The sequence below is a fragment of the Chitinophaga sp. Hz27 genome, assembly GCF_042263525.1.
In the GTDB taxonomy this organism is placed as follows: Bacteria; Bacteroidota; Bacteroidia; order Chitinophagales; family Chitinophagaceae; genus Chitinophaga.
Window position 1 is genome coordinate 88,309 of record NZ_JBHKFJ010000001.1, and the last position, 17,654, is coordinate 105,962.

The window sequence follows — 17,654 nt, forward strand, 5'->3', positions numbered from 1 at the left end:
TTTTATTCCATTTGAAATTATAATCTCCAGTCAACGGGTTCAATACCTGCTTTGGAGAGAATTTCATTTGTTTTGGAGAAGTGTTTACATCCGAAGAATCCTTTATCGGCGCTAAAAGGCGATGGGTGTGCTGCTTTGAGAATATGGTGTTTGGTAGCGTCTACGAGGATTTGTTTATCCTGGGCAAATCTTCCCCACAGCAAAAATACCACATCTCTTTTTTCTTCTGATATTTTCCTGATAACAGCATCTGTAAAATTTTCCCAGCCGATTTTGGAATGGGATGCAGGTTCATGCGCGCGTACGGTCAGGAAGGCGTTGAGCATCAGTACCCCATGTTCGGCCCATTTGGTGAGGTTACCGCCCTGTGGCGGTTCGAGGCCGAGGTCCGATTTCATTTCTTTATAGATATTTACAAGGGACGGTGGAGGTTTAATACCATCCTGTACAGAAAAACAGAGTCCGTGGGCCTGGCCTTCGTTATGGTATGGGTCTTGGCCAAGAATTACTACTTTTACTTTGTCGAAAGGAGTTTTATCGAAGGCGTTAAAGATCTCTTCTCCTTTAGGGAAGATGGTTTTACCTAATGCTTTCTCGCTTTTCAGATACATGACAATATGCTCGAAATAAGACTTTTTAAACTCATCTTTGAGCACTGATTTCCAGCTTGATTCAATTTTTACGTCCATAGTAATCACAACATTATTGAAAAAAAATAAAATTAATTTGTTTTTTTAATCAGAAAAATTATACATTTGCACTCCCAAAACGATAGAGATACACACAAGAATCTTTGTCAGAAAGGGAAAAAATGTCTCGGTAGCTCAGCTGGATAGAGCAACTGCCTTCTAAGCAGTAGGTCATTGGTTCGAATCCAATCCGGGACACAGAAGTAAAAACCGCTACCATGGCGGTTTTTACTGTATCTACAGATACCGGCTACTAAAAGTGAAGTTTTAAAAGTTGACAAAAAAGTTGACAAATTAAAATTTCATTGACATGCAAAACCTTCCCAACAATTGCCGCCGATCAGAGTTCAATGTTTTTCCTTCTAACTGGCATACCAGTAAAGCTTCACTTAAAAAAATTTGGCGAATCGAATATCGGTTTTACGATGACCGTTTAAAAGCGCGATGGCCCAAGGGCTACAAGAAAGTTTTAAAAGCTGGTCTTAATAGCGCCAACACGCTAAAGGAAAGACAGGCTGCCGTTACCCATTTGATAGAGCTGGAGGGAAAATTATTGGATGCTGGGTACAATCCAATATTAAAAACTTGTTCGAAAAAAGAGCCAGATCAGGAAAGCACCGGTGTAGGTAGAAAATCGAACTTAAAACAAGCACTTACCTATGCGGTTGAATCAAAAAGCATGTCTGAAAATACCCGTAAGGATATACGTAATAAAATACCGCACATAGTTAATGCAGCAGAGCAACTTTATTATGATAACAGCGACCAGGCAGTTTATCCTGTAAAGAAGAATATGGCATTCCTGGGAACCTTAGCAACTGATCCTATTTCCAGTTTTACCAAATTGCATATACGTGCTATTCTGGACCAGGTGGGTCTTAATAAAGAAAGCAACAAAAATGGATGCTGGACCAATAATAATTATAATTCCTACAAGAAAGATTTAAGTATTCTGTTTATTGAATTAGAAGATCATGGCGTTGTTCCATTTAACCCAGTGGAGGGCTTAGCAAAAAGGAAAGTTGTAAAAAAAGCAAAACGTAAAATCTTAGGAGAAAAAGCCCATAGTGTAATTTTAAACTATCTGCTAGAGAAATACTACCGGTTTGGAAGATTCTACGCTATATTTTCCAGCTCACATACACGTGAAACTGAATTCATGAGACTTAAACGCAAAAATGTAAATCTTTCAAATCAGACTTATGTGATCATTGATGAGAAAGGAGTGGGGTATGAGGAAAAAGTAAAAGAGATACCTGATGATGTCCTGCATTATTGGATTGAGGTAATGGAGGATTACCCAGAATCTGATACCAGGACTGATGCCCAAAGAGAAGATGATTTTGTATTTGCCAGAGGGTTAAAGCCTGGCCCTGTATCAATAGATGCGGCTCAAATATCGCGCAGATGGAAAAAGCATATTAAGGATAGTAAAGACCCTGATATTAGAAAATTAAAGGTAACCGAGGATATCTACAGTGCAAAGCACAAAGAAAATACGGATCTCATAGACAGGGAGGCAGAAAGAATCGCCAAGGAGGCAATAAAAAAGGCGCAGCAGATGGCAGCTGAGAAAAATAGTCATAGCAGCACTAAAATGGTCGAGAATGTTTACGACGTAAAATCAAATCACAGAGAACTAGAGCTTAAACGTGAGATCAAGAAACAACTGTTGGCTTCAACGAAAAGCCCGGAATAATCCGGGCTTTTTTACTGGAAGATGGTTAATGCTTGTCGGTACATAGAAAGTAAGTTCTGTGCTTCTTGTGGTGTAGGCCAGGCAGCAGCATCTCCTTTCGCCCAGCTGCGATAATAAGCCACAGCTAAGTTTACGCCCTGTAGAGCTTCTTTTTCATCTACTGGTGTAGGTTTATAATTAGCAGTTAACAGCCGCCCCTTCCACCGCTGTCCGCTTTTGGGCCAGACAATGTAATTGCGCTGGTATGCATCCTTTAAACTGATCTGGTCCAGTACATTCTTTTTTGTTACCAAAGATTCAAATCCACCAACAAACAATCCGCGATCTTGAACACGGTTTAATAGTATGGTGATACTGTCTTCCCACCGGTTGAGCGCCAGAAAAATGCGAGGCTTGCCAGTACCATTTTCATTCATATAAACAGTACCTGCAATGAGATCATCAAATTGTTTTGGCCAGCGTTTGGCATCCGCCTGAATACCGATAGGGTTATTGTTTATACCTTTACTGCCGTTTGCTGATTCATTTCTGAACATAATGTACGCGGAATGGAGCACTGGCGCAGGTACATTCCGTGTTTTCATCTCAACAACAACGGCTGGCATTTCTACCTTTGTCCTCTGATATGGCAGTACTGGTTTTTCTGGGTAGAAATTTTTTAACGCCATTGAAAAAGTTTTTTGATAGTTAAGAATATGTAGACAATAGCTACTATAATGCAGATCCAGCCAATAACTTTATAGACAATCAGTGTATGATTTTGGTCTGCAATTGTTGCTTGCTTTTTATTAAGCTCCTCCTTCAATTGTGTTATCAGCGCCATTTCTGCAGTGCTGCGTACAGGGTATGGTACAGGAACAGAATCGGGCAGGCATGGTTTGTATGTCCTTTTAAGGCTATCAATAGAATAAAGGAGTTTATTGGTTCTATTTTGAAAGGTGGAAACCAGATCTGCACATTTCTTGGAAATGCTGTCGGCTGCATACTTTCGCGCATGTTCCAATTGTAATTTTAGACTATCCACATCAGAATGTACCTTTTCGATTTCTGGTGAATGATCTTTGTTATCTGCGGGCCTGAATACAGGTATTTTTCCAACGCTGTCAGGAATACACGGATAATATTTTGCAGACAGATCAGCAAAGGCGTCAGGATTTCGTTCAAATGTGCTCCGTGCTTTTGGCACCGAGTTACACCCGGATAATATTGCTACTGTTCCGATGATTATCAACACGCTTTTTGCACTTTCAGTATAGTTTTGGCCATTACCTAAAAAGACACCTATACCTTTCAATATTGCGGGAATGAAAGTAAGAACTGCCAGTATCCGCGTTAATTGATGATCAGTAAATCCCCAGCTTTGCGCCAATGCTGATGCACCAGGTATGAGAAATATAATAAAGCCATTTTGTAAGCGCCGATACCACTGAGGCGCTGGACGCTCCACCTGGGATAATCCTATTTTTGTTTCCGGCATAACAAACGTTTTATGAATGAAAAAATGTGTTGGCGATTATTCTTGATTAGGAGGTAAATATCTTTTGCTGCGATAGCGACAACTCCAGATATCATTCCCGGTACAACAACCCCTGTCAGGAGATGGGTACAGCCAGATAAGAGACTGCCAGCTGTACCTGCACAAAAAACTAATAGATTTTCTTTCATGGCTGGGAATTAATTCGGTTCAACAATCATCCAGGATACCGTACCAGATGTACCGCTTGCGGCAGTGTTCCATACAATTGTAAAGTTGTTACCTGGCGAGCGTGTGCCGACGAATGCAGGACTAAGACCTGCTACCGGTGATGATGTAGGAATGTTAATGGTCAAAAATATTTTAGAATTGGCTGTTACCGCTGTTGTATTGATGGTGACAGAAGTTGTTCCAGATGGAAATGAAGCTGTACCTGTGCGGTCGTCTGAATTGCCTGTTTTTAAGGATAATCCTTTTGCAACAATTTGATTACCTGCTACTACATCCCCACCACCAGGGTTTAAATAAAGAGGTCTAAGCAAAATACCACTGGTATCCAGTGCCTGAATACTGGCAGCACCGGCGTATGTATCCAAATCAAAAAGGAGGCTTGAATTTCCATTTGTAGCTCTGAAACGCGCTTTAGCCCCACGAACATCCAGTGCATTTATTGGGTCAGTAACGTTGATACCCAAATTATACAAACCCGTCTCAGTGTTACTGGGTTTTAGTACCCATGCATATTTATCACCAGCGCCCCGTGTACTATTGTTGTTAAAGAAGATTAACTTCTCTGTATCAGCAATAAGTTTCCAGCGATTAAAATAACCCAACGATTCATATTGTGTAAAATATCGGTCGTTCAGCACAATACAGGCTGAATCACCTGTTGTGGCGATTGTACCAGCGACATCGATTTTGTACTTAGGCTGTTGAGTGCCAAATCCAGTATACCCAGTGGATTTGTTATATTTCGACCCTGCGATTGCCCCTAACTGCCCATCATCATTAAATTGTAACTCGCCGGTATTTCCAGCGGCAAACTTTTTCGGGAAAATTAGTTTTAACCTACCTGTACCATCCGTAGTTAAAACTGAGTCTCCAGAATTTGAATATTCTGGAAATGTGATATTTTGAAAATCTGTAAGCATCAAAAATTTAGTCCTCCAAGACGTTGCTGGTGTAAACTGGTCAAAGGCCAATCCATTGGGTATCATTGTGATTGATGTACCGTTCAATGGATTTATAACTGATTGTGTTGTATGATCAGCTTGCAGGGTAAACCATCCTGTACTTTGACTGCTGTTTCCTGTACCTAACTGAATTACGTTAGATGAAGGGAACAAACCAGCGTAACTATATGCACCTGTCTCACTTTGCAAATCAAAAACCAGCGATTTGTCATTAGCAGAAATAGTTCTGTCGGAAGTTAGAGCGCCATCGCTGTTGTACAAATTGATACCAGTAGTAGGCCAGGATTTTATCCATTTGCCGGCTAAATAAATACTGTCTTTGACAGTTACCTTGGAAAAGTTACCAGAGGTTTGGGCAAAGGTTGTCAAAGAAATAAAGAAGGTTAAAACAATGAACGAAATTTGTTTCATGATGTAGTTGAGATTAAGTGACGGAGAAGATGTAACTCAGATTAAATGATAAAGAATTTAACAAGTGCGTCTTGGCTAATTCCATTAAAGAAAATCTGTAGATCGGAAAAAGCCGAGAACTTACCGATCATGGTAAGAAAGGACTCATTGGCTTTTAACTCAATATCAGGTTGAATATCAGCTGCCCCTGGAGTTGATCCGATCGATAAAACAATATCGCTCGATGGTGTAATGGCAATAGCATGTAATAACTGGCCGGCTGGTAATGTGAAGAAATGGTCTGTGCTTAATGGCAAATTCGCACCAGGAGCATAGTTACCCAGTGTCCAGCCGACGAAGTTGTTTACAATGGTTTTTGAGTGGGTAAAGAGAATAACATTTTGCATTTAACAATGGATTTAGCGTGTATAGAATTTGATTGTTGTATCACTGGTGATACCAGTAAAGTATATTGTAGCGTTAGTATAAACAGTAGCAAATGCTAATTTGCCTGATTCCAATTTTTCGGCTGGCTGTATCTCATCACCACCTGGCTCAAGTCCTATTTGCAAAGTGATATCAGATGTAGGCAGAATCGTAATAAATTCGATAACCTTTCCGGTTTGTGGTACATAGGATCCATCAGCCTGAAACAGAATTTTAACAGGCCCGATGCTATCCAAAAACCAATCAAGAAGATCAGCCAATCCGTTAAATCTACCAGCCACATCTGATTTAAGAATGCTACCTGGAAGGGTCTTATCTGATATACTTGTCTTTACCAGGTCTTTGAAATCTTGAATTTCCTGTCTCATTCAAATACTTTTTCAAATTTTTCTTCAAATAACCGGGAGTATGTACTAATAGAATTTCCTGAAACATGCGTTATCAAATTTTTGCAGTCCTTGGCAAGAAGTATGAACTGGAAAAGCCCAGTAGTTCCTGATAATAGGCCCAGTGCCTGGTTATTGATATCCGTATTCCATTTTGTAATATATTCGGCTTTATCTTGCGCTATACCGACCACCTCACCGGTAACACTGATAACAGTAACAGGGAAATTTGTAGGTTCGACGCCTGTAGTTGATAACATTGGTAGACTGTGAATACAGCCGCTACAGACACAATACCGTTTATAATAAGCATATGGTCCACCAGCTGCCTTGGGAGACAATTCTTCGCCTGTACACTGGCAATAATGCTTTATAAAATCGTTTATATTCATTACCATTTTCCAATTGGACAGGACTCTTTTAAGACCAGGGTTTTTTCCAGACACGGACAAGTACACCGGCTGCATTTGAGGGTATCAATATACCTGCCTTCACCATTGAGGATTTCCAAAACACTACTATGGCGAGAATCTGGACACAGGCTACATAGATTAAGCCGTAAGTCTGATAATTTTTTCTCAGCTTCAGAAGTTGGAAAAATACCAAAGCGTTTTCCCCAACCAATAATTATATTTTTAATCTTCATAGCAGCAATATGATTTTTGATTATCAGTATCATCATATAAGCCCAATATGATATCGGACTTACGTTTATATGCAATACCTTTTGCATCACAACCGCAATCTTTTTTGTAAAGAGGATACTCTGATTTGTGATGGCATAACCACGCGTGCATTGCCTCCATCAATGGATCTATTCTGTCCATCATCTGTTTGTCCATTGACCATTTTACTGCAGACAAGGATGGCGACACTACACCGGCGGTAGTCATTGGTCCGGATGCAGGCACACCATGAACAACTGCGGCTGATGTAAATTGAACAAAGTTTCCAGGTATGGCAGATAACATTACACATTCGGCTGTAAGCTTCCAAAGGTGCTGTTGCCAAAGGGTAAGGAAAGATGTGGGTAAAAAATCTGATGAGTTAAGAATATTGCCAATCTGAAGAGTTATTTCTGTATAACCAGCGGCTTCAATCTGCCCCTGTAGACTATCCCTGTTTGCAAGTGTAACCTGAACATTCTTTGCATCGAGTAATGCATAATAAAATGCATCTCCCAAACATGGCCGTACTAAACGTTCCTCAGCTACAATAATGCTTTGAAGAATTTTTCTATGATCAATATCATGTGGGGTTTCCGCATGCTTGATTACTTCATCAGGCATAATTAAAACATTGCGAAATAGCTCATTAATTCTGTACATCCTTACCTCCTTTCTGTGATTTAAGATCAGATAAGTACATATCGCCAGCTGGAGAAGGATCTTCAGGCAAATTCTTAGCACGCCGAACTTCATTTCTTTTTACCGCTGGTGTGATATCTACATCAGTCAGACCACTGATATCAATATTTGATTTGATGCTGATATTGGCAGGATCAATGTTCCAGCCCATCCAGGCCTTTCCAATTGTGAGTATGTGAAACCATACGTCCTCATAGCATGACTGTTGATCCGGTCGTATAACAGTGTTGTTTGCTTGCTCCAGGACTTTAGTAAGAAACCCAGCACCCTTTCCCATTGTGCTGTCGGAAAGCATACCGCAGAGAATTGGATCCCATTCATTGGCCATAAAGATCTTTTGCTGCCATGTATGATCCGCTTCTATAAAGCTACCATCCTTAGTAGTATCCATTGTGTGAAGCTCAGAACCGGTAATTCCTTCTTCTGATGCAACCACCTGAACGCGACCTCTTTTTCCATCTCCAGTGTGGGTTTGGATGACTTTTTTTCCAATTCTGTCGGCCTCCTCCTGCGAAAGATTGCCTTTTAGAGCAAGGATGGCAGATACTACCATGTTATTCTCAAAGTTATCGAGGTTATACCTGGCACCTTTATACTCCAATACCTGGTTAATCATAGATGAAATAGCAGAGGGCAGACCATAATAGTCGATCCCTGTAAAATCATTCTTATACCAGATAAGTGTTCTTTGGGTCCCATTTTCATCTATATACCAATTGTCTTTTTCTGAGCAAAGAGGATTATAAATAGGAAGGGTCTTTGAATTCTTCAGTTGAGCCGCGCTTAAATATCCTTTGGAATGTAGGAATAGCTTGGATTGTACACCATACCTAACAATGTCAGTATCATCCGGAGTACCTAATCGCCACTCTCTGGCGTTGTGTATATACACGCAGAAATATGGAGTTCCTGCAACCTTGTAACGCACTACCTCTATAGGGGTGTTACCCCATGTATAATGGCTTTCAAAAAGTTGCCTGTTTATACGTGTCAGGCCTTCGCGTCGTTGGTTCATAACTTTTAACCAGTCCATAAACTTCTCATCCAGATCAGTACCGGCAGTGTGCTGAAATCCAGATCCAGATGAATACTTCGCTTTAGAAGTAATGCAGCGGTTATGAGTTGGAGACAGTAAACGAGCCTCCAATAAATCATTCATTAAAGAGTCTGAATAATTTCCGGAGGATAAAAAGGGCAGATATTTCGCTCCCGCAACGATGCTATAGGCAAACCCTGTATTTTTAAACGGTATCGGATCGCGAGCATCAATACGGATATCGTTACTCACCAGAGGGCTCTTCTTCGCTTTTGTTTTTGACGGCTGCGAAGTCATCGTCTCGGATGTCTGTGCTTTCGTTTTCATTTTTTGAGCCATCGTTCAAAAGTATGGGTCTGAGCTGTGATAAGGCTTTTTCAGTCTTCTGTTTCAGGAGAACTTCCAAGGAAGGAAGATTGTCGAACAGTCGCAGAAGCGTTGGATCCTGTGACCGTAATGCAATGATGGCAAGGTCATCAAGGTCTTCTCGCTGTCCTAAAGGAAGGCCACTGTTGCCATAAGCGATAACAGTGGCCTTGAATTGTTTATTGATCTTAACCATGCAAGGTAGAATTACATAAGTGCAGTAATAGCGGACCAGGCTCCGGTAAATTCAACTAGTTCGCGGGTATAATTAGCCTTTAGCACGACATTCATCCCGTTGAAATCATCAAACTGTTTGCCGCTACCGCCATCACTTCCGTCATGCTGCAGCAGGAACTTTGTAATTTCTTCATCGTTGACGAAACGTTCACCTATAACGAAAATTTTACCATCGTTATGGCGGAGTATCATGCCGACGCCGCAGCAAGTACTACCAGCATCTAACATTTGAAAGAAGGTAGTACGGTCTTGTGATAACTGAGGCACCTGAAGAGACAACTCATGTTCATATTTTACTGAAGGCCCTTTCCTGGAAACCTTCACCTTTCTTTCAGCTTCATTTATCTGGAATTGGAAGTCGAACATTTTAGCGCCGCCGGCTGCCGTCGCGCCTTCGCGTAAAGCTATCGCTGAGTACCCATCGTCCGGTGTGGTTTGTGTAAAGTTGAAATCAGCAGGATCAAAAAGAACAGCATTGCTAATTCCTCCGGAAACTCCGGTACAGGTGCGTTTGTTATCTTTTAATTTAACACAGAGCATTTTACATTTTTTCAGAAGTGAACAATCAATGAAAAATTAGGACCAGCTGCTAACGGCGATAACAAAGAACTCTGGAAGGCCAATCTGTGTGCCGGCCTTTAGGAACATTTGGTAATACCACTGCATATCCTTTCTTTCATACCATACCATCAGAGCGGTTTTTCCATCCTCACCTTCTCCATAGGTCTTGTCCGTTCCAAATACAAAATTGCTTCGGAGGGTGAGTATAGCAGCATGTCCATGAGAACCTTTGAGTTCTTGGATGATTGGCTCCCAAATATCAACGACCAGGATCGGTATACGTTGGTAAGACAGCTGTTGGATTCCATCTGCCAGAATTGTATAGCCATCTTTTTCCTTTGAAAATAGCTGAAGGTATTTTTGATAACCGTCTGCTAACTGTTGTGTAACATACATTGCTTTTTGAGCAGCGGGGAAAGCTCGCATCATTACAGATTGCCCTTGATACAGCTTTTCTATTAAAGCATAGGCTAACTCCGGATTCGCCATGAAGTCCGTGTTGTCTGCAATCTGGAAGGTGGAAGATGCAGGAATAACTCCTGCGCTAATGTACTTTTTAGCCCACTTAAAGATACCATCAAAAATATTGGTACTCCATTGTGCGCCAACTGGTACAACCCTGTCTACATCACCGAAATAGCAGTTGGAAGCTACATCGGTATGAATGATTTGTTGGAAGAATGGTAAAATTTTATCGCCAAAAACTGGGTCTTTGGCTCTCCAGTCTTTCAGGCATCCCTGGTAAAACTCCTGGCGACAATGAGCTGTTGCACCATAAATTTCTTCTGTGTAGATCTTACGAGTTGTTGCACCTACAACTTTCTTGTAGTTGATATCACATGAAGCATCCCGACGTTGAAGGATATTCTGAACACGACGGATATCAATGATTTGTCTCGAGGATGCTACATTGTCCATCACTGTCCATTCATTCAGAAGGCCAGTGAAAGGAAATTGCTGTGGTACCAAATCTGCAAATGCAGGAACCACAACCATTTCGTGAAGGGCTAAACTATCAATGGAAAAAGTTTGCATGTTGGTTGTTATTAACAATGGATGAAAAGCCCGGTAGGGCAATTTTTAGCTTGATCTTTTGTTCCAACGGGATAGGCTGCCAGCAGCTCCGATATTCACTGCAGAACCATCCGCGACAAAACCGGCATTGGATATAACTGTTGAATTTACACTGAGGCCCTTTGATACATTTAGCGAAGAGACATCAATGATTTGTTTGCCAGGCGTACCGGTGGCCGTAATAGTGCCACGAACTTCTCCACCAAATTGATCCAGTACTTTGATATGTACTTTTTTCAGTGTATCACCGTTACCAAATGTGGTATTATCGGTTACAGCTACCGTTTTAGCTCCAGCATCATATGTGTATGCAACAGTTGGCAAAAAGGAAGTGATATCACAGCCGGAACGACAGTAGTTAATAAGATTGCTGTTGTCGATAGCATTCATGATTAAAGAATTAAAACAATGGATGAAAGAATAATCTTAGGACATAACCTTTTTAATCATTACTGGAGAAGGAACCTACAATCCTGGGCGCAGGATCTGCATTTTTATTGGTTGATTTGTTACCCTTCAATTGCGCGATTTCATTCTGCAATGCGGTATTGGCAGATTCCAGGTTGGTGATCTTTTCAGTTAACGTGTTGGTTATGCTGGTCTCAATTTCCTGCCGTTGATTTGCGATGGCAGTATTTACCATTGTCTGCACCTCAGTTTCAATACCTTTAAATGGCTCTTCCAAAGCATTGAGAATTTGCGTCGCGATTTCGCCAGGAGTAGCATTCTCAGCTGGCGTCACGTCCTTCCGCGCAGTATTAAATAGATTGGTGAAAAAGTTTTTCATATCAGAAAATTGGTTAAGTATAAATTCTTGTACGGAAGGTTGCGGTATTGGTGGCTCTTTAACCGCATTGTTATAAGCTGTTAGCGGAGCCATATTGTTATAAGGCCATAGATTTTGGGGAATGGCTTTATTGAAGACAGCATCTCCTGATATGGATGAAATGAAACCTTTGTCTTTGGCTTCTTCAGCTGTTAACCAGGTTTCGGCATTCATCATTTTGGTGATGTCCTCTTTCCTTATACCGGTTGCGTCAGCATAGAAATCTCGTACCTGGTCATTGAACTGGCGTATAATGGCTGTTTGCTGCTCCATTTGGTTGACATCTCCATAAGCGAAACCACTTACATTATGAATCATGAACCAGGAGTTTTTACTCATTTCTGGTTTATTTGAAGCCATGAGAACATAAGTAGATGCAGAGGCGATTATACCCCGGCCATAGGTGTTCACTGTTTTTCCTTTAGATTGTAGATCTTTAAGATAGTCATGCATGGCCATGGCATCAGTTACCATACCACCAGGAGAGTTGATGTAAACATTTATAATGCTTGCACCGGAGGATTCTATCTGATTACGAAAAGAGCGAAATGAAACAGAAGTCTCATCACCAAACCATTTTTCAAATATTTGCTGCGTTTGAGCATCAACAATTTCACCATCAATGTGGATATCAAGTGAATTAGCGTTGTTTTTAGCGGAATAGTGATTGAGGATATGGAACTTCATGCAGCTTTATTTCTGATGTAAAGCTGCATTTAAATCGATGTGAAAACGTCACCAAGGACATGTTTCCCTGCCTAAAAAGGGCAGGGTTATTTTTCTTCACATTTGTCACAACGAAGACGTGCCTGCTTCTCCGTAATACCTAATTTAATTGCAATGGCCGTATAGCTGGCATTATTCTGTCTCAGTAAGCAGGTTTTTGCTTTTAGTACTGCTTCTTCACCAATGAGCTGAACAAAGTATGGCCAGTTCATTAAAGCGTACTCTTGTAGCTTTTTATCTAGTTCAGTCATAATGTTCCAGGTGTTTCTTGTTTAACAATTTTATCCTGTGCATGCTTTACAGTACGTGGATCCTGGACAACCTGTAACCGATCAATACGACCATTGACTGCTTGAATAGCTTTCGCTTGTTCTTGTAATATTTTAATCATTTCAGTGTTGTCTGAGTAGTGGTGAACGGTAACCGCTGAACTTAATGGGGCAAACGACGGAGCTGATAAAGATGCTCCTAAATTACCACCATAAGCAAATGTAGATACAGCAGCACCGGGAGCAAATGAAACGCCACCCCCAATTTGATTTAAAGCTGATGCAATTTGATCCTGGCTTCCTGATATGGTAAATCTGCCGGTAGGAGCATTCTTTGTACGAATAACAGCCAGCTCATTGACTTCACTTTCATATGCTCTACCACGGAACCAAAATGGTGTACCTCCTCTGCTATGGTCATTGCCACCAAAACGACCACCACGAGTTGGTACATCACCAGCACGACCACCGAATTCAAATTTGGTGCTATCAATTTCGCGGAGGCGTAAGGCATACCTACCTAATGCAAGTAAAGAAAAAGCTGCCCCCGCAATCGGGCCCGCAATTGGCCCCAGCTGATAAGCCGTAGCCCAGATGTTTGCCAACTCAGTAGCAAGCGCAATTTTGGCTTCAGACTTCTTTGATTTTTTCAGTTCCTCACCTGCTTTTTGCTCTGCTTGTTTCTTTTTTAATGCATATGCGTCATCTATACGCTGTTGCTGTGCTACAGTTTGGGCTCTGGCTTTCGCCTGATTTTTCTCGATCTCAAGCCGATCCAGTAGTAATTGTTTGCTTTCCTCTATCCTGGCGCGTTCTGCATCAAAATAGCCGTTCATGGCATCTTGCGCAAGATTCATGCTTTCCGCCAATGCTTTACCAACAATGCCAGCATATTCGGAAGAAATTCCCAAACCTTGCATTAGACCATCTTTCAACAAATCGGTAGTACTCTTAATGTTGATAGCAGCTGCATCTTCCTGGGCATTATATAGCGCAGCCTGTTTCTCATGTATTTTTTCAAGAAACTGGTAATACTCTGTTTCCGTAATTTTTTTCTCGGTCAGAAGTTTTTGATAGATAGGTAGCTGTGTTTTCAAATCAGCTACTTCTCTGGCCAGAATACCAACATTTTCTGTTTTATCAATCTTGTTTACCAGCTTGGTTTTTTGGCTGAAGGAAAGAGACGGATCACTGAGAATGTCAGTTCTAATTTTCGCTAAATTGGCCTTATATTCAGCAATACCTTTTTCTGCGGTGGCGTGCAGATCAGCAATGGCAGCTTTTTCATTTGCCAGTTGGTCCTTATTTATATCCAGTTGGATCTGTTGGAGTGCTATGCCGCGATCCTCGGCTGTTTTCTTAGAATCGATGGAAAGCTCCTGTTCCAGTTTATCCATGGAATCATTAAAGGTCTCCTGTGCTGATAGTATTGTTTTATCAGCTTCCAGTTTAGCCTGAGCGCGTTGACCTTCTGTGGATAAAGGATTATCATTTACTGATCGTAATTGGGATTCAGCTTTTTTCTTTGTCTGTTCAAATTCATTTTTTAATGCAGCTTCTCGTAACTGGAAGATCTTTTCATTTGTCTCTCTTTCGTCTGTAATTCTTTGCAGTTGAAGCTCGGCGGTTTTCTGTTTTTCAGCAGCGTTGCCTGTTGATATAGCCTTTAGCTTTTTATCAATTGCATCCTGGTTGATTTTCAGAATTGTACGTAGATAATCCTCTTCCTGTTCTTCTCCCTTAGTGAATTTGAGCTTTTCCGCTGCCAGTAACTGATCTCGGGAGGCATCTATTTCACGAAGAACATCTCTGTCGGCACCAGACAGCTTTGCACCACGATATTCTTTTTCTTTGGTTTTGTCCAGTGCGTCATTGTATTCCTTCTGTAAAGCTTCTCGCTTATGAACAAGCTGTTTAAGTTTGTCGGTACCTAATTCGGTAATTGAAATCTCATTATCTAATGATGCGATTTCATCTTTCAAGGTTTGTGGTGTCCTTATCTCACGTCTTTTCTTTTCACCTTTGTTTACAGTATTTGTAAGCTTGGAATACTTATCCTCCAAAAACTTATTAGCCGCATCGATTTCCTTATTTTTTTCTGCGATAGCGTCTTTTACTCCTGCGATGGCAGCATCGACAGTGCTATTTCCGAATATGCTGCCTACAGCAGCACCAAACGGTATTTTCCTGCTGGTTGGAAGGTATGACGCCTCAGCATCCGATAAATCTCTTTTGCCGGTTTTACCCTGGCTGCGCTTCACTTCTAAATCATACAGCGTTTTTTCTAATTGCGTACGTTCTTCTATAGCCTTATTAGCTATAGATTCACCTGCCTGTAACTCTGCTTTTTTCCTGAGAGATTGGATATAACCGTCCAGGATTGCTTTACCTTCTGATGTTTTGATATTTTCCAAGGTTAACTTACCAAGGTATTCAGGTGCAATAGCAATCAAATCTTTCAATGCCTGCTGGCGACTTCCAAGACTAGCGGTATTGTCTCGCACTACCTTTGTGAGTACCGCTATTCTATTGGTAATACCTTCGGTTTGTGCTTTGGCTGCAGCGGTTATTTCTCCATTAACTCGCAGTTGTGCTGCATGAGCCTTCAGCGCTTCAGTTGTACCTGTTGTAGTAGCGGCAAATACTGCAAGTGCTCCAGCAAGCAATCCCAAAGCCGTTAGGATAATTCCCAACGGTGTAATACGAATGACGGAATTGAATAAGGTGGCGGCGATGGTAGCTCCACGGTAAGCCCCAGTTAATAGGCCAACACTCACTGCATAAGCATTCTGAAGGATAGTTAATGCTGCCAATGCGACGCGACCTGCAAATATTTGCGCATTAAGCAGTAGCAGTTGTGCACGAGATATAACAACCTCTTTGTTAAGTATTGCCCAACCTGTGGCCCATAGTCCTAATAGTGTAATAAGTGTTGGTAGATTACCAAGAAAGAAGGTGATGACGGATGCGATTCCAAGTAACGTAGCCTGAACAGCTCTGTTCGATCCAAGTACCTCAAACTTTTTTGCAATCTTATCAAGTGTTGCAGCAAAAGTTTCGTTTTTCTCTTTAAAGGCAGAGGCCAGGGCTGCCTGGTCGCCCATGGCCTTGGATGCATCCGCGAGTCGTTTGCGGGCATAATCCGCATTACCAGCGATATCACCAAGAACTCCTATTATCCTACCACCTTTGACATGAAGGTCAGATACTCCTTCGAAAAACTTTTCCATTTCACCGGCATTGCCTTTCAATTTCTCAGCCACCATCACAAAGGCATCTATTGGTGAATCACGTAAGAGTTTATTGAATTCATCAACAGACTTACCAGCGATCTTTGCATACTTATCGCTATCAGTGAAGAGCTTTACTACCAGTTGTGATAATGCTGTCGCAGATACTTCACTACGCTGCCCAAGTTCTTCCAAAGCAGCACCCAGGCCAAGGACCTTATCAATGGTAAGGCCAGTAATACCGCGGATACCTGCCATTCGCTCACTAAAATCTATCAGGAATCTACCTGTCGCTACCCCGGAAGATGTAAGTTTGGCAATTGCAGCACCAATATCAGAGATGTTATTTGCTGTGACATGCTGATCATGACTATAAACATTTACCAGCTTCACCAGGCTGGAAACAGCTTCATGTGGATCACCGACTTCCTTACCCAGTACAACAAACAACTGGTCTAAAGCCTGAGTGACACCTACAATTTCTTCCCGTGCTACCCCTTTCTTTGCCACAATGGTTGCTACATCTACCAATCCGGATAGGGAGGTACGAGTATCAAGCTTTTTTAAGCTATCAACAAGGTCATTAACATCACTGGTGGTAGACTTAGTATATATTTTGATCCTGGCAATACTATCTGAAAGCTCATAGTTTTGTTGAATAAGCTTTTGTCCTCCAGAAAGAACAGCTTGAAAGCCGAAATACCCAATGACAAACTGCGCAAGTTGACCTTTCATCTCTTTAAAGCCTTGGGCAATCCCAGTAGTGATTTGATTACCGATATCGCCCATCCCCCGGAATTCCTTCTGCAGCTGACCTACCTGTTGTTGCAGTTGCAACGCCTCCTGCCGGTTCTCAACTAACTTTTTTTCAATCGTATCAAGGCTGCCCTGACCAGTGACGCGAATTTCAGAAAGCTCTGTTTTTAAGGTATTAAATTCAGAATTTAGCAATTGCAAGCGGCCATTGGCTTTTGTTATTTGGCCACCGATAAGGTCATCCAATCCCATGCTTTTAAAAGCCTGAACTATTCCAGAAGTATATTCTGCTACCAATAACCCATCCTTGGAGAATTGCCTGCGGAAGTCTTGCTCCGTAGCCATTAACTGTTTTAGTTTTGCTATTGCCTCATCATATTGTAGCGTATTGCCTCTGAATGATACCGGGGAGCCTGGATTAACACCTTCTATAGCTTTATAAAGTTCACTTGCCTCCTTTTTTACAGCTGTGATACCTGAAGCCGCAGCCAGATAAGCATCTTTTTGCGTTTTGAGTTGGGTTATGCTTTGCTGGCGCTGTAATTGTTCCTGCTTTATTTGAAGCATTGTCTGATCGCGAGCAGTGCGGAGTTCGGCCTGTTTCTGTAATTCCTCATTAACGAAGGTTCTTTGTTGCTCCCGCTGGGTAATTTCTGCCTGACGGATGGCCTGTTGGGCCTTGGCCTCATTCATAAGCCGCTGGCGTTCGACACGCAGTTCCGCTTCTTCAATCCGCAGGTTACGTAGCTCCTCGGTTAACTTTTTTGCCTGTGCAACGTCCTTGGTGGTATTAAGAAGATCCAGCGCTGCCTGTTTAGATATCCGGACACGTTCAAATTCACCATTAACGTCACGAAGACGTTGTATAAGCTCATCAATGCCGCGGCTTTTAACCTGGTATATCTTTTCAACTATTCCTACAGCCATA

At 41.6% G+C, this 17,654-nt stretch carries 17 protein-coding genes and 1 tRNA gene; 2 read left to right on the forward strand and 16 right to left on the reverse strand.

Annotated elements, in window-relative coordinates; all coding sequences use genetic code 11:
* Positions 1 to 17: 17 nt before the first annotated feature.
* A complete protein-coding gene (gene ung, locus ACE38W_RS00400) occupies positions 18 to 689 on the reverse strand; it encodes a uracil-DNA glycosylase (RefSeq protein WP_375828211.1) in 672 nt (223 codons plus the stop codon).
* A 124-nt stretch (positions 690 to 813) separates the two neighbouring features.
* On the opposite strand from ung, the gene ACE38W_RS00405 reads away from it, so the two are divergent.
* Positions 814 to 887 (forward strand) — tRNA-Arg (locus ACE38W_RS00405).
* Positions 888 to 999: 112 nt separating this feature from the next.
* Positions 1,000 to 2,388, forward strand: coding sequence for a hypothetical protein (locus ACE38W_RS00410; protein ID WP_375828212.1), 1,389 nt, complete (start codon positions 1,000 to 1,002; stop codon positions 2,386 to 2,388).
* A gap of 11 nt (positions 2,389 to 2,399) precedes the next feature.
* Here the strand turns inward: ACE38W_RS00410 and ACE38W_RS00415 are convergent, their stop codons facing one another.
* From ACE38W_RS00415 to ACE38W_RS00485, 15 genes are all read right to left on the reverse strand, one after another.
* Complete coding sequence (locus tag ACE38W_RS00415) at positions 2,400 to 3,056, reverse strand: hypothetical protein (protein ID WP_375828213.1); 657 nt, start codon at positions 3,054 to 3,056, stop codon at positions 2,400 to 2,402.
* Positions 3,047 to 3,865: a hypothetical protein gene (locus ACE38W_RS00420; RefSeq protein ID WP_375828214.1), complete on the reverse strand. Its 819-nt coding sequence runs from the start codon at positions 3,863 to 3,865 to the stop codon at positions 3,047 to 3,049. Before ACE38W_RS00420 ends, ACE38W_RS00415 begins: the two co-directional genes overlap by 10 nt.
* 197 nt (positions 3,866 to 4,062) lie before the next feature.
* The gene (locus ACE38W_RS00425; protein WP_375828215.1) at positions 4,063 to 5,466 is read right to left on the reverse strand and encodes a hypothetical protein; all 1,404 of its coding nucleotides are present in this window, start codon (positions 5,464 to 5,466) and stop codon (positions 4,063 to 4,065) included.
* A 41-nt stretch (positions 5,467 to 5,507) separates the two neighbouring features.
* Entirely contained in the window at positions 5,508 to 5,852 is a 345-nt protein-coding gene (locus tag ACE38W_RS00430; protein WP_375828216.1) for a hypothetical protein, read from the reverse strand.
* A 12-nt stretch (positions 5,853 to 5,864) separates the two neighbouring features.
* On the reverse strand, positions 5,865 to 6,260 hold the full coding sequence (locus ACE38W_RS00435) for a hypothetical protein (protein ID WP_375828218.1): 396 nt from the start codon (positions 6,258 to 6,260) through the stop codon (positions 5,865 to 5,867).
* Positions 6,257 to 6,670 carry a hypothetical protein gene (locus ACE38W_RS00440; RefSeq protein WP_375828219.1) on the reverse strand — a complete coding sequence of 138 codons (414 nt, stop codon included), beginning with the start codon at positions 6,668 to 6,670 and terminating at the stop codon, positions 6,257 to 6,259. Before ACE38W_RS00440 ends, ACE38W_RS00435 begins: the two co-directional genes overlap by 4 nt.
* 243 nt (positions 6,671 to 6,913) lie before the next feature.
* On the reverse strand, positions 6,914 to 7,567 hold the full coding sequence (locus ACE38W_RS00445) for a hypothetical protein (RefSeq protein ID WP_375828221.1): 654 nt from the start codon (positions 7,565 to 7,567) through the stop codon (positions 6,914 to 6,916).
* 25 nt (positions 7,568 to 7,592) lie between these two features.
* Positions 7,593 to 9,008 (reverse strand): hypothetical protein, encoded by a 1,416-nt coding sequence (locus tag ACE38W_RS00450; protein WP_375828222.1) that lies wholly within the window; start codon positions 9,006 to 9,008, stop codon positions 7,593 to 7,595.
* On the reverse strand, positions 8,926 to 9,243 hold the full coding sequence (locus tag ACE38W_RS00455) for a hypothetical protein (protein WP_375828223.1): 318 nt from the start codon (positions 9,241 to 9,243) through the stop codon (positions 8,926 to 8,928). Before ACE38W_RS00455 ends, ACE38W_RS00450 begins: the two co-directional genes overlap by 83 nt.
* A gap of 11 nt (positions 9,244 to 9,254) precedes the next feature.
* Positions 9,255 to 9,824, reverse strand: coding sequence for a hypothetical protein (locus ACE38W_RS00460; RefSeq protein WP_375828224.1), 570 nt, complete (start codon positions 9,822 to 9,824; stop codon positions 9,255 to 9,257).
* A 36-nt stretch (positions 9,825 to 9,860) separates the two neighbouring features.
* Positions 9,861 to 10,880, reverse strand: coding sequence for a hypothetical protein (locus tag ACE38W_RS00465; RefSeq protein ID WP_375828225.1), 1,020 nt, complete (start codon positions 10,878 to 10,880; stop codon positions 9,861 to 9,863).
* Positions 10,881 to 10,925: 45 nt separating this feature from the next.
* Entirely contained in the window at positions 10,926 to 11,309 is a 384-nt protein-coding gene (locus ACE38W_RS00470) for a hypothetical protein (protein ID WP_375828226.1), read from the reverse strand.
* A 52-nt stretch (positions 11,310 to 11,361) separates the two neighbouring features.
* Positions 11,362 to 12,432, reverse strand: a complete 1,071-nt coding sequence (locus ACE38W_RS00475; protein ID WP_375828227.1) for a head maturation protease, ClpP-related — start codon at positions 12,430 to 12,432, stop codon at positions 11,362 to 11,364.
* An 86-nt stretch (positions 12,433 to 12,518) separates the two neighbouring features.
* Entirely contained in the window at positions 12,519 to 12,722 is a 204-nt protein-coding gene (locus ACE38W_RS00480) for a hypothetical protein (protein ID WP_375828228.1), read from the reverse strand.
* Positions 12,719 to 17,653: a phage tail tape measure protein gene (locus ACE38W_RS00485; RefSeq protein WP_375828230.1), complete on the reverse strand. Its 4,935-nt coding sequence runs from the start codon at positions 17,651 to 17,653 to the stop codon at positions 12,719 to 12,721. The genes ACE38W_RS00480 and ACE38W_RS00485 overlap by 4 nt, the downstream gene beginning before the upstream one ends.
* Between the last annotated feature and the right edge of the window lies 1 nt (position 17,654).

Bases quoted from the DNA above. Each gene is read 5' to 3' on its own strand.
- ung (WP_375828211.1), bottom strand. From the start codon at position 689: ATGGACGTAAAAATTGAATCAAGCTGGAAATCAGTGCTCAAAGATGAG.
- ACE38W_RS00410 (WP_375828212.1), top strand. From the start codon at position 1,000: ATGCAAAACCTTCCCAACAATTGCCGCCGATCAGAGTTCAATGTTTTT.
- ACE38W_RS00415 (WP_375828213.1), bottom strand. From the start codon at position 3,056: ATGGCGTTAAAAAATTTCTACCCAGAAAAACCAGTACTGCCATATCAG.
- ACE38W_RS00420 (WP_375828214.1), bottom strand. From the start codon at position 3,865: ATGCCGGAAACAAAAATAGGATTATCCCAGGTGGAGCGTCCAGCGCCT.
- ACE38W_RS00425 (WP_375828215.1), bottom strand. From the start codon at position 5,466: ATGAAACAAATTTCGTTCATTGTTTTAACCTTCTTTATTTCTTTGACA.
- ACE38W_RS00430 (WP_375828216.1), bottom strand. From the start codon at position 5,852: ATGCAAAATGTTATTCTCTTTACCCACTCAAAAACCATTGTAAACAAC.
- ACE38W_RS00435 (WP_375828218.1), bottom strand. From the start codon at position 6,260: ATGAGACAGGAAATTCAAGATTTCAAAGACCTGGTAAAGACAAGTATA.
- ACE38W_RS00440 (WP_375828219.1), bottom strand. From the start codon at position 6,670: ATGAATATAAACGATTTTATAAAGCATTATTGCCAGTGTACAGGCGAA.
- ACE38W_RS00445 (WP_375828221.1), bottom strand. From the start codon at position 7,567: ATGCCTGATGAAGTAATCAAGCATGCGGAAACCCCACATGATATTGAT.
- ACE38W_RS00450 (WP_375828222.1), bottom strand. From the start codon at position 9,008: ATGAAAACGAAAGCACAGACATCCGAGACGATGACTTCGCAGCCGTCA.
- ACE38W_RS00455 (WP_375828223.1), bottom strand. From the start codon at position 9,243: ATGGTTAAGATCAATAAACAATTCAAGGCCACTGTTATCGCTTATGGC.
- ACE38W_RS00460 (WP_375828224.1), bottom strand. From the start codon at position 9,824: ATGCTCTGTGTTAAATTAAAAGATAACAAACGCACCTGTACCGGAGTT.
- ACE38W_RS00465 (WP_375828225.1), bottom strand. From the start codon at position 10,880: ATGCAAACTTTTTCCATTGATAGTTTAGCCCTTCACGAAATGGTTGTG.
- ACE38W_RS00470 (WP_375828226.1), bottom strand. From the start codon at position 11,309: ATGAATGCTATCGACAACAGCAATCTTATTAACTACTGTCGTTCCGGC.
- ACE38W_RS00475 (WP_375828227.1), bottom strand. From the start codon at position 12,432: ATGAAGTTCCATATCCTCAATCACTATTCCGCTAAAAACAACGCTAAT.
- ACE38W_RS00480 (WP_375828228.1), bottom strand. From the start codon at position 12,722: ATGACTGAACTAGATAAAAAGCTACAAGAGTACGCTTTAATGAACTGG.
- ACE38W_RS00485 (WP_375828230.1), bottom strand. From the start codon at position 17,653: ATGGCTGTAGGAATAGTTGAAAAGATATACCAGGTTAAAAGCCGCGGC.